This is a genomic window from Salinispora fenicalii (assembly GCF_000514815.1).
GTDB lineage: Bacteria > Actinomycetota > Actinomycetes > Mycobacteriales > Micromonosporaceae > Micromonospora > Micromonospora fenicalii.
Window position 1 is genome coordinate 635,848 of record NZ_KI911471.1, and the last position, 11,840, is coordinate 647,687.

The following is an 11,840-nucleotide window of genomic DNA, read 5'->3' on the forward strand; positions in this document are numbered from 1 at the left end:
CGTACATGGACGGGACGCTGTCCGCGCATATCGACGCCGCGCTGCGCCGCAGAGCCGGCCGGACCGCGGTGGTGGCCGGCGGAGTGGTGCTCTCCGGTGACGCATTGCTCCGACGCTCGGACGAGTTGGCCATCGCGATCGGGTCACACGGGGTGCGGCCGGGAGACGTGGTCGCGGTGATGGCCGACCGGTCTGTCGACACGCTCGCCGCGATCCTCGCGATCCTTCGCCTCGAGTGCGCGTATCTGCCGCTGGAGCCGGACGTTCCGGCAGCATGGCAGCATCATCTGATCGATCTGAGTGGGGCGGGGTGCGTCGTGCGTGCCGCCGGCAGCACCGTCGTCGAACTCGGCGCTGCGCTCAGCGGCAGACCGGTGGCGGTGGTACGCGCGGAGTATCCCGCCGGCGCGCGGCGTCTGGCATATGTGATGGGCACGTCCGGCACCACGGGGACGCCGAAGGCGGTTCCGGTCACCGAGGCGAGCCTCCTGCAGTACTGCACCGCATTCGCGGGGCGGGTCGGAGGCGAGACCGAGTTCGCCGGCCTGCGGATGGCCAGCGTCACGACGTTGGCTGCGGACCTCGGCAACACCATGATCTTCCCTGCACTGCTATTCGGTGGTGAGCTGCACCTGGTCCCGCGGAACACCGCACGGGAGCCGCAGCGGTTCGCTCGGTACATGCGACAACACCGCATCGACGCGTTGAAGATCGTGCCGACGCACCTTCGCGCGCTGCTGCAGTCGGGGCTCGCCGTACTGCCCCTGCGGCTGCTGGTCGTCGGTGGCGAGCCGTTCGACCTGGACCTCCTCGAACGCCTGGAGGTGGCCGAACCCACATGCGCCGTCTTCAACCACTACGGCCCGACGGAGACCACCATCGGCGTGACGATGCGGCAGGTCGACACAAGCCCCGGAGCTTCCGCCCGGCTGCGGGCGGAAGGGCGGCACGCCGTACCTGTCGGTACGGCACTCGGCGCAACGCAACTGCACGTCGTGGATGCGGCGCTCGACCCTTGCCCTGCCGGACAGGTCGGCGAACTGCTCATCGGCGGCCCCGGCGTAGCAGACGGCTACCTGGGCGACCCGTCGGAGACCGACCGGCGTTTCGTGATCACCCGATGGAGCCGGGAACGGGTGTTCCGCTCGGGCGACCGTGCCCGCCGGATGGCTGACGGCGAGGTCGAATTGCTGGGTCGCATCGACCGCCAGCTCAAGATCCGCGGCCACCGAGTGGAGCCGGCCGCCGTGGAGTCGATGCTGCGCGCCCATCCCGCAGTGAACGACGCCTACGTCGCGATGCGCGACCTCGGTGACCTCGGCCCGGCACTTGTCGCCTGGACCAGCCCGGCGAGTGACGCCGGCGAGGCCGCGTTACGGCAGTTCCTGCGTGACCGACTGCCGGCTGCGACGGTGCCGTCCCGGATCGTCCCGCTGGTGGCCCTGCCACGCACAGCCAACGGGAAGGTGGACGAGCGGGCGCTGCCGAACCCGCTCGCCGGGCTGAGACCGCCGCCACCGACCGGCGGCGAGGATTTGGTCCGGCAGGTCTTCGCCGAGGTGCTGTCACTGCCGTACGAGGAGACCGGCGATGACTTCTTCCGCCTAGGCGGGCATTCGCTGGCGGCGCTTCGCGCCCTGACACGCTTGCACGACGAGCACGGGCTTCAAGTGCCGGCCGAGGCGTTCTTCGCCGACGCGCACCCGGCAGCGGTGCTGCGTGCCGCCCGACCGGCACCGCCGCGCGACGCGGGAACGGCGGCAGGGCCGCCCTCACCCGGATTGTCGCCGCAGGTTCGGTCGCTCTGGACACACCTGCAGCTCAACCCTGGCGACACAGCGTATGAGGTCCCGCTGCGGCTGCACGTCACCGGCCCGACCTCCGCCGGGCAGATCCGCGCGGCCCTCACTCGGTTCGTGGCGCGGCACGCGGCGCTGCGTACCCGTATCGTCGTCGTGGACGGTGAGCCGGCGCCCGCGCTCGACCCAACACCCGCGGTGACACTACGGTTCGACGAGCACACGATGCTCGACGTGGAAGCAGGTCCGCTGATGCGGGCCACGGTGAACCACATCGGCGGCAGCGAGCACCGCGTGGATCTGCTGGTGCACCACATCGCGTTCGACGGTGTCTCGCAGTCGGTCCTCGTCCGCGAGCTGGCCGCTGATCTGTCGCACGAGCCGCTGCGGCTGCCTGCGGCCGCTCCGGCGAGCCCCCGCCCGGTCGCCCGAGGGCTGCCGCTGGGAACCGGGGCCTCGGCGCAATTCGGACTCGAGCCGGCGGCGCCGTCCAGTGACGCACCGGCGCGGTGCCACGTGCGGGACCTGGCTGCCGAGCTGTGGCGGCTGGTCGAGTCGCGGGCGATCGAGTTCGGTACGACACCGTTCGCGCTGCTCGCGGCCGCTTGGGCGACCGTGCTGTCCAAACAGGCCGGCGAGCCGGCGGTGACCATCGGCACGCCGGCCGACCTGCGTGAGGGACGGGCCGGCGACTGGCAACCGGTGGGCTATCACGTGAACGTCGTGGTACTGGAGCTGCACATCGAGGAACGGGACACCGTCCGGGACCTGATCACCCTGGCGCGCAGCGCCGTCGGCCGGGCACTCGCTGGCCGGGCCCGGCCGTACGCCGATCTGGTCGCTGACCAGCGGGCCGCGACCAGCACCGCACCGACCCGGACCCTGTTGACGGTGGAGCGCACCGAGCGGGCAGCCGCAGCCAGGGTAGAGGTCCGGCAGGAGCCCGTTCACGCGCCGAGGCCCATGCTCGGCGTCGACTGCTGTGTGGTGATCGACGGCGACCACGTCACGGTCCAGGTACACCACCGCACCGACGTGTGCCCGCCCTGGCGGGCCGCCGTACTCGCCGAGCAGCTCGAACACGTCCTTGACCAGTTCGTGGCCGACCCGGGAAGGCAGATCGCCCGGATCGCGCTGACGCCCGCCGCTTGGGCGGCACGCCTGCAGACCTGGTCGTCCGGCGGGACGGCACAGCCGATCGAGCGGTGGGGAGTGCACGGTTTTCTCACTCACGCGCAGGAGGGTCCGGCCGCCACGGCACTGCTGTGGCCGGGCGGCCGGTGGACGCGGCAGCGCCTCGCCACCGAGGTGGAGCGGGCGACACAGACGCTCGCCGGCCATGGGGTCGGACCGGGACATGTCGTGGTGCTCGATGCGGCTCCGTCACCGGCGGCGGTGATCACCTGGTTCGCCGCCGGCCTGCTTGGCGCGGCGGCGCTGGGAATCGACCCGGCGTGGCCGGCGCCACGTCGCAGGTCCGCTGTCGAACTTGCCCGGCCGACCGCGGTGGTCAGTTCCCCGGACGGCCTGCAGTTGGTGATCGAGCGGCAGCCCTCCGGGCCGCAGCGCCATCCGGAGGAACTCGCCTACCTGGTGCTGACATCCGGATCGACGGGTACGCCCAAGATGGCGGCGATCCAGCGAAGTGCACTCGTCAACGAGCTGTCCTGGTTCGCCACGGAGTTCCCGGTCGGCCCGGACGACTGCGTGCTCGCACACACCTCACCCGGGTTCGACGTCGCGGTCTGGGAGATGCTCGGCCCGCTGGCCTGGGGCGCCCGGCTGGTGTTCCCATCCGTCAGCCGCCGCAACGACATCCCGCACCTTGCCGCGCTGATCAGCGAGAACGCCGTGACCGTCGTGCAGACGGTACCGAGTCTGCTGGAGGCACTCCTGGACGAGGACGACGTTGTCCGGTCGCCACCACGCCTGATCCTGTGCGGTGGCGAGGAAATGCCACCACGGCTGGCCGCCGAGGTCCTCGACCGCCTTCCCGGCGTCACGCTCGTCAACATGTACGGGCCGAGCGAAACCGCCATCGACGCCACGTTCTGCCGGGTCGACCGGGAAACGGCCGCCGGTCGACGCATCCCTGTCGGCAGGCCGATTGCGGGTGTGCGCACCTACGTGCTCGACGGGCAGTTGCGCCTGCAGCCGCCGGGGGCGTTCGGTCAGCTCGCGGTCGCCGGCGCGGCGGTCGGCTCGGGCTACCTCGGCGACGCTGCGGCGACGGCTCAGCGGTTCGTGCCCGATCCGCACGGCGCGGAGCCCGGCGCGCGCCTCTACCTGACCGGTGACCGGGCACGCTGGGACGGCACAGGTCGGCTCGAGTTCGGAGGCCGCCTGGACAACCAGGTGAAGGTACGGGGGAACCGGGTGGAACTCGAGGAGGTCGAGGCCGTCATCCGCGCCCTGCCGATGGTCGACGATGCCGTCGTGGTCCTCGTGGAGCCGGGCACCCGGCACGCACGGCTGGCCGCGCTCGTGGTGCCACAGCACGGTGCGCAACTGTCGATCCGGCAGCTGCACGAACATGCGTCCCGCGTCCTGCCGTCATACATGGTGCCGAGTTCCTTCGGCATCCTCCAGGCACTGCCGAGGCTGGCCAACGGCAAGGTGGCGCGTCACGCGCTGCCCCTCGACGTGCTCCAGGCACCCGTGTACGGCGTGCGGTGGCGCACACAGCTGGAGGGTGTGGTGGCGGGTGTGTGGACGACACTGCTGAACCACCCGGTCGCCGCTGCCGACCTGTCGTTCTTCGCGGCGGGCGGCACGTCGTTATTGATCCCGAAGTTGCGGCAACTCCTGGCGAACGAGGTGGGGGTCATGCTCTCCGTACCGGAACTGTTCGAGCACCCGACGGTCCACGCCCAATCGCGGCTGCTGGAGCAACGCCTGGCGGGCACAGACGCTGAGACACCGGTCGTGTCGCAGCGTGGTCTGCTGCGCCGGAAGGCTCTGGCGGCCCGGCAGCACCGGAACCGCTTATGACTGCCGACGACCGAGGCGTTGCCAGCTTGATCGGCCGGTTGGTGGCCGCCGGGACGAATCTGGCGGCCGAGGGTGCGGACCTGGTATACGACGGCCCCGCGCATTCGCTGAACGCTGACGTTCTCGACGCGCTGCGGGTGCACAAGCGCGACATCCTCGCCGTGCTCATCGCCAACCGGTCGCGCGGCGTCGTCTCTCTGGCGGCAACGACCCGCGAACAGCAGCGCATGGAGCTGCGCAGCCGGATGGACCGCAACCCGGCGACGTACAACACGTGTGTCCGGGTCGATCTGCACGGTTCCGTGTGCCCGGACCGGCTCGGCCGGGCCGTCTCTGCCCTGCACGATCGGCACGAGGCCTTCCGGACCCGGTTCGTGTGGTACGGCGAGCACCTGCTGCAGGAGGTGCACGCGCCGTCCGGTCCGGTGCTACAGGTGATGACGCGGGACGTGCTGGCCGGCGCGTCGGACGACGACATCCAACGGTGGTGCGCACGGCGTGGCGCTGCCGGGTTCGACCTCGCCACGCAGCCGCCGGCGCGTTGGTGCTACGCCCCGGTCGAGCAGAACCACGCCGTGCTGGTGGCTGGTCTGCATCACATCGTCTGTGACGGATGGAGCGTCGACATCATGATCAGCGAACTGGTCGAGCTCTACCGGCACACCCCCGGCGACGACCGAAGCGGCCGGCCTGTTGCCGTGGCGGCGACCCCCCGGGGCTTCGCCGCCTGGGAGCGCGGCTGGCTGGTCCCTGAGCGTGTCGAGCAGGCGCGGTTGTTCTGGGCCGAGGAACTCCGCGGGACGGCGCTCTCCCCGGTGCTGACCCGCGCCGCTGCCGGACGTGGTGTGGGCGGCGACGCCGATTGCCTCGTCCGGGTGGTCCCGCCGGCTGTCGCCGCCGGGATCGAGGCATTGGCCCGTAGCCGCGCGGTCACCGAATTCTCGCTGTACTTCGCGGCCTTCGCCATGCTGCTAAGTGAAGAAACCCGGCGATCCGACCTGGCCGTGGTAATCGCCGTCGCAAACCGTACCCAGCCGGCCCACGAGACAGTCGTCGGCCTGTGCCGCAACGCGGTGCCGATCCGCTGTTCGGTGCGCGACGGCGACACGATCGACGTGGTGGCCGGCGGCATCAGCGAACGGGTGGCGCGAGCGCTGGAACACCAGACGTTCCCGATCGGCATGATCGCCGAGGACGGCTCCGAGCTGTCGCGCGACGCGGACCTCCGCAGGCTGCCGTTCACCTTCGGTGTCGAGGCGAACGACTACACACCGGTCGGGTGCGGAGCGCTCCACGTCCGGCTGCGCGATGTCTACCTCGGTGCCGCCCGAGCTGAATTCTCCCTGCTCGTACGACGCAGAGGGAAGCATCTGGAGGCGTTCTTCGAATATGCGACCCCGGCCCTGTCGTGTGACGACGTGGCTGTGATGGCCGACCGGTACATCGACATCCTCACCGATGCGGGAGACATGCATGACCATCCGAGATGAGCTGTCGGCGGAAGAGATCGGCTGCTTTCGCCGCAGCGGCTACACCGTCGTCCGCGGTCTGCTGACCGACCCGGAACTCTCCCGCCTGCGGGACGCCTTCGACAGCCTGGACACGACCGACCAGTTGCGGGTCGACGACTTCGCGAAGCGACTCGTGGTGACCCGCAATCTCTGGCAGCACATACCGGGTCTCGAGACGATCGTGCGGCGGCTCGGGCTGCTCGCAGGCCGGCTGATGGGCGCCGACGAGGTACGGCTCCTCGACGACCTCGCCCTGGTCAAGCCACCCCGGGAGGTCGGCGGGCAACCGACCGTCTGGCATCAGGACGCCCCGAACTTCCCGTTCGACCGACGGGGCTTCCTGACTTTCTGGATCGCCGTCGACGACATTTCCCTCGACCAGGGACCGCTGACGCTGCTTCCTGGTTCGCACCGGCTGGGGCTGCTCGGCTCCGTCGACGGCGGGGGAGAGGAGACCACGCTGGCGACGTTTCTGACGGAGGACGACCAACCGTACGTCGGCGAACCGACGACGACCGCACTGGCCGCCGGCGATGCGACGGTGCACGACGGGAGCCTGCTGCACTCGGCGGGCGCGAATCGGACGTCTTGGGCCCGTCGCGGCTGGGGTGTCCGGTTTATTCCCGCGTCCACCCTCTACACGGGTGCGTCTCATCAGCTGTTCGACGACCTGAACCTGAAGCCGTTCGAACGGTTCGAGCACGAAAACTTCCCGCTGATCCGGGTCAGCTGAGGCATGTCGGCTGGCGCTCGGGCCGCCGCGAGACGGCCCGAGCGCCCGGCTCGGGAGGGTCGGGCTACCTCTGGGCCGCGGGCTTCGCGTCGACGCCGGCTTCCCTGCGCTGCGTCGCGGAGATCGGCGTCGGCGCCGCGGTCAGCGGGTCGTAGCCGCCGCCGCTCTTCGGGAATGCGACGACCTCACGGATCGACTCCGTGCGGACGAGCTGCATGACGACGCGGTCCCAGCCGAACGCGATGCCGCCGTGCGGCGGAGCGCCGTACTTGAACGCGTCGAGCAGAAACCCGAACCGCTCCTGGGCTTCCTCAGGGCCGATCCCCATGACGCTGAACGCCCGCTGTTGCATGTCGGCACGGTGGATACGGATCGACCCGCCGCCGATCTCCGCACCGTTGCACACGATGTCGTAGGCGTAGGCCAGGGCGTTGCCGGGGTCGTCCTCGAAGCGGTCGGCCCACTCGGGCTTCGGCGAGGTGAACGCGTGGTGCAGCGCGGTCCAGCGGCCACCGCCGACGGCGACGTCGTTGGCGCCGAGCGAAGCGGTGGACTCGAACATCGGGAAGTCGACGACCCACACGAACGACCACGCGTTCTCGTCGATGAGCCCGGCCCGGCGACCGATCTCGACCCGCACCGCGCCGAGCAACGAGCGGCTCTGGTCGGGCTCGCCGGCGCCGAAGAAGATGCAGTCGCCGGGGTTTGCGCCGACGGCCTTGACCAAGCCCTCACGCTCCGCCTCGGCGAGGTTCTTGGCGATACCGCCGCCCAGTGTGCCGTCCCGGCCGACGAGGACGTAGGCAAGTCCCTTGGCGCCGCGCTGCTTGGCCCAGTCCTGCCAGCCGTCCAGCTCCCGGCGTGACTGCGACGCCCCGGACGGCATGATGATCGCACCGACGTAGGGTGTCTGGAACACCCGGAACGGTGTGTCCTTGAAGAACTCCGTCAGGTCTGTCAGCTGTAGATCGAAGCGCAGGTCCGGCTTGTCGGAACCATACTTGGCCATGGCGTCCGCGTAGGTAATGCGCGGGAACGGCCGGGGAATCTCGTAGCCGACGGTGCCTTTCCACACGGCGGTGAGAATCTTCTCGCCGAGCGCGATGATGTCGTCCTGATCGACGAAACTCATCTCGATGTCGAGCTGGGTGAACTCCGGCTGCCGATCGGCGCGGAAGTCCTCGTCGCGATAGCAGCGGACGATCTGGAAATACCGCTCCATGCCGGCGACCATGAGCAACTGTTTGAACAGCTGCGGGGACTGCGGCAGCGCATACCAGGAGCCCGGCTGTAGACGCGCCGGGACCAAGAACTCACGAGCACCCTCCGGTGTCGACCGGGTCAGCGTCGGGGTCTCGACCTCCACGAACCGCTCGGCGTGCAGCACCTCTCGGGCGATGCGGTTGACCTCGCTGCGTAGCCGCAGATTGTTGGCCGGGCCGGAGCGGCGGAGGTCCAGGTAGCGGTGCCTCAGCCGGGTGTCCTCACCGATCTCGATGTGGTCGTCAATCTGGAACGGCAGCGCGACCGACTCGTTGAGCACCTCGAGCTCGGTCGCATAGACTTCGATCGTGCCGGTGGCGAGGTCGGCGTTGGCGCTACCCTCGGGCCGCTTGGTCACCACGCCGACGACCTTGACCACGAACTCCGAGCGCAGCCTGTGTGCACGCTCAGCCATCTCGCCCTCGCGGAAGACGATCTGCACCACGCCGCTGGCCTCACGCAGGTCGATGAAGATGACCCCGCCATGATCGCGCCGACGAGCAACCCATCCGGTTAGGGTGACAGTCTGCCCGGCGTGCGCGGCTCGGAGTGACCCGGCCTCGTGCGTTCGCAACACAGTGGTGGCTCCTCTGGCTGACGCTGGATGCTGGCGTCCACCATAGCCAACGATACCGTGCGTGTTGACGGACACCCGGGTCGTCACCGGTTGCGTCGACCGGCTCCGAGTGGTTGTGCGGGTCGAAGATTGTCGATGAAGATTCGGTGCTCCCACTCGGCCTGAGCTGATGTCCCAGCAGACGTTGCTCCCGTCCCGGGCGGCGATGGTGGTCGAACGGCCGAGGGTCGCCCAGGTGGCCAACGCTGCTGGGCGCCATGCATCGACCCCGGCAGTTCACCGAGCCGGGAGCCGCCCCACTCGATCGCCCGAGCCGACAGACACCCGGACTGGGCGCCGGTCAGAACCTCTCCGTCCCGAAGTGGAACCGGACTGCCTCATCTGGGTTCACCACGATGAAGCTGGCTTGTGACTGATCAGGTGCTCGTCAGCGTTTGGCTTGACCTGCGTCGCCGGGTCTGGATCATGGTGGGGTGTCCGGAACGCCGTCGATCGTGGAGCTGTTGGAGCGGCTTGTCCGGTTGGAGGCGCGGATCGTCGAGTTGGAGCGGGACAACGCCGGGCTCCGGGCGGAGAACGCGGATCTGCGGGCTCGGCTCGGGCAGGATTCGTCGAACTCGTCGCGGCCGCCGTCGTCGGACGGCCTGGCCAAGCCGGCGCCGAAGTTGCTGCGTGGGCGGTCGGGTCGGCGTCCGGGTAGGCAGCCTGGTTATGAGTGTCGTACGTTGCGGCAGGTCGCTGATCCGCACGAGCGGATCGCGCATGAGCCGGCCACGTGCGGCGGATGCGGGTGGTGGGCTGGCTGCGGCGCCGGTGACCGGGGTGGCCGCCCAGCAGGTGTTCGACCTGCCGGACATCAGGGTGCGGGTTACCGAGCATCGGATCGTGTCGCGGCGGTGCCGGTGCGGGCGGGTCACCGCCGGTCGGGCTCCGGACGGGGTGGACGCCCCGGTGCAGTACGGGCCACGAGCCACCGCGGCCGCAGTGTGCCTGCAGCAGGCGTTGTTCGGGGCGCAGGCCCGCACCGCCCGGGCGATGGCGGATCTGTTCGTGGTGCCGATATCGGCCGGCGCGGTCGCCGCCGCGCACGCCCGCGCCGGGATCTACGCCGGGCAGATCATGGCCTCCATGGCCGGGATCGCCGTGCGCGACGCGTGGGCGCCGTATGACACCTACACCTCGGCCGGACACCAGTTGCGCTGCGCGCACCTGCTCCGTGAGCTTGCCGCCGCTGGCGAGGTGGCATCGGCGGCGGTGTGGCCCGGGCAGGCGACCGACGCGCTGCGGGCGCTCAAAACCGCCGCTGACACGGCCGCGCTGGGGACTGCGTAGTTTTCGGCTCTGTCTCACATTCGGTGGTGATGGAGGGTGCTGGTCAGCCGAGCAGGATTCGATGGCGCAGGAGAGCGAAGCCCGCTCGTCCGTACATTTGTCGTTTGATCAGTTTGGTTTTGGTGTTGACGCCTTCGGTGCCGCCGTTGTTGAAGGGGTGGGTCAGGGCGGCGTTGACGGCGTCGCGGTCCAGGCCGAGGCCGCGGATGAAGGTGTGCAGGTGGGGTAGGTCCGTGGCCTTGACCTCGGCGATCCACGTGTCGAGATGGTCGTCGTTACCGGCTGCGGGTGTGAGGAGCGCGGCGAACGAGCCGATGAAGCCGGCCAGCGCGGTCATCTGCGGGCAGGCGCTGGTGAGGGCGTGGACGAGCGTGCGCTGATGGTCTGTGAGCTTCTCGGGTGGGGTCAGGAAGTAGCGGGTGAGGCGTCGGGGCGACAGGGCTGGGCGGTCGGCTTCGACGCGGCCTTGGGTGATGTAGCGGTAGAGCAGGTTGAGGCTGCCGGTGTAGCCCAGTTCCCTGATCTCGGCGAGAAGTTGCGTAGCGCCGACGGCGGGGTCTTGTTCCCGGCGTCGGCGCAGGTGGTCACGGTAGGGGTCGACGAGGGTGGGCCGGTACTGCGGTGCGCGGACCAGGCGTTCGGGTTCGCTGATTCGGGCATACCGTTTGACCGTGTTCAGGCCGAGGTTGAGTCGGCGGGCGCATTCGAGCAGGCCGACGCCCTTGTCGAGCAGGTCGTGGACCTGCTGCCACCGCTGCCGGGTGGTCACGGCCCGGATGCCTTGCTGTGGCGGTAGGCCGGCGGTGGCCCAGCATGTGCTGTGGGCGGTGACCTCTTTGCGGACGGCCTCGGCGAGGTTGTGCCACAGGTGCCAGCGGTCGGCGACCTGCAACGCCTCGGGTAGGGCGCGGCGGACCGCTTCGGCGTAGGCGCCCGAGGAGTCCCGGCACACCACCTCGACACCGGGATGCTCACGCAGCCATGTCTCTAACGTGTGGGCCTTGCGGTCGGGCAGCACGTCGATGCGTTCACGGGTGACCGCGTCGATCAGGACGGTGGCGTAACGGCGACGGCGGCACAGCGCGAAGTCGTCGACCCCGAGCACGCGGGGAACCCGCCGCTCGGGCAGCGGAACGCGTAGCAGCGCCCGCAGCGCGGTGTGACGGGACATGACGACCATCGCCAGGACCGACAACAGGCGAGCACCGCCCCGGCCAGCCAGATGACGCACCACCGCAGCGACCTGGGCGCTCAGCCGGGACGTGCGACGCTGGTAACGCTCCAGAACACCCGGAAGCTGTTCCCGGAACGTGCGACGACAGCCCTGCGTCGGGCACACCAGACGCCGCACGCGCACCCGCACCACTACCGGCCGGGCATCGACCGGCACATCCGCCAGAGTCCGCTGGTGATACCCATGCACCCGGCCCGTCACCGCCTCACAGCCCGGACAAGCCACCGTTCCTCCAGGAGTCCGAGCCCGCACCAGGATCCGCTCGCCCTCGTCCGTGACCTCATCGATCACCAACGGGGACAGCCCCGAGAACACCATCTTCGTAAGATCATCGATCTTGCACACATGACCTCAACGACATCGACCACCCTCGGTCACCACCGAATGTGAGACAGAGCCG

At 69.7% G+C, this 11,840-nt stretch carries 6 protein-coding genes and 1 pseudogene; 5 read left to right on the forward strand and 2 right to left on the reverse strand.

What is annotated here, in order from left to right:
* Positions 1 to 5: 5 nt before the first annotated feature.
* From B116_RS25580 to B116_RS0120885, 3 genes are read left to right on the forward strand one after another with little or no spacing between them, the layout of a single operon-like run.
* Positions 6 to 4,790 (forward strand): non-ribosomal peptide synthetase, encoded by a 4,785-nt coding sequence (locus B116_RS25580; RefSeq protein ID WP_033667754.1) that lies wholly within the window; start codon positions 6 to 8, stop codon positions 4,788 to 4,790.
* Positions 4,787 to 6,280, forward strand: coding sequence for a condensation domain-containing protein (locus B116_RS0120880; protein ID WP_018720276.1), 1,494 nt, complete (start codon positions 4,787 to 4,789; stop codon positions 6,278 to 6,280). Before B116_RS25580 ends, B116_RS0120880 begins: the two co-directional genes overlap by 4 nt.
* The gene (locus tag B116_RS0120885) at positions 6,264 to 7,034 is read left to right on the forward strand and encodes a phytanoyl-CoA dioxygenase family protein (RefSeq protein ID WP_018720277.1); all 771 of its coding nucleotides are present in this window, start codon (positions 6,264 to 6,266) and stop codon (positions 7,032 to 7,034) included. Before B116_RS0120880 ends, B116_RS0120885 begins: the two co-directional genes overlap by 17 nt.
* 64 nt (positions 7,035 to 7,098) lie before the next feature.
* Here the strand turns inward: B116_RS0120885 and aspS are convergent, their stop codons facing one another.
* Positions 7,099 to 8,874 carry an aspartate--tRNA ligase gene (aspS, locus tag B116_RS0120890; protein ID WP_018720278.1) on the reverse strand — a complete coding sequence of 592 codons (1,776 nt, stop codon included), beginning with the start codon at positions 8,872 to 8,874 and terminating at the stop codon, positions 7,099 to 7,101.
* A 494-nt stretch (positions 8,875 to 9,368) separates the two neighbouring features.
* On the opposite strand from aspS, the pseudogene B116_RS29060 reads away from it, so the two are divergent.
* Together B116_RS29060 and B116_RS27940 are read left to right on the forward strand one after the other, a co-directional pair.
* Positions 9,369 to 9,578: pseudogene (locus tag B116_RS29060) on the forward strand (DUF6444 domain-containing protein); the annotation flags it as partial.
* 58 nt (positions 9,579 to 9,636) lie between these two features.
* Positions 9,637 to 10,206, forward strand: a complete 570-nt coding sequence (locus B116_RS27940) for an IS66 family transposase (protein ID WP_188116055.1) — start codon at positions 9,637 to 9,639, stop codon at positions 10,204 to 10,206.
* Positions 10,207 to 10,249: 43 nt separating this feature from the next.
* Here B116_RS27940 and B116_RS0120900 read toward each other — a convergent pair whose 3' ends face one another.
* Positions 10,250 to 11,758: an ISL3 family transposase gene (locus B116_RS0120900; RefSeq protein WP_188116025.1), complete on the reverse strand. Its 1,509-nt coding sequence runs from the start codon at positions 11,756 to 11,758 to the stop codon at positions 10,250 to 10,252.
* Positions 11,759 to 11,840: the final 82 nt, after the last annotated feature.

Bases quoted from the DNA above. Each gene is read 5' to 3' on its own strand.
- B116_RS25580 (WP_033667754.1), top strand. From the start codon at position 6: ATGGACGGGACGCTGTCCGCGCATATCGACGCCGCGCTGCGCCGCAGA.
- B116_RS0120880 (WP_018720276.1), top strand. From the start codon at position 4,787: ATGACTGCCGACGACCGAGGCGTTGCCAGCTTGATCGGCCGGTTGGTG.
- B116_RS0120885 (WP_018720277.1), top strand. From the start codon at position 6,264: ATGACCATCCGAGATGAGCTGTCGGCGGAAGAGATCGGCTGCTTTCGC.
- B116_RS27940 (WP_188116055.1), top strand. From the start codon at position 9,637: ATGAGCCGGCCACGTGCGGCGGATGCGGGTGGTGGGCTGGCTGCGGCG.
- B116_RS0120900 (WP_188116025.1), bottom strand. From the start codon at position 11,758: ATGGTGTTCTCGGGGCTGTCCCCGTTGGTGATCGATGAGGTCACGGAC.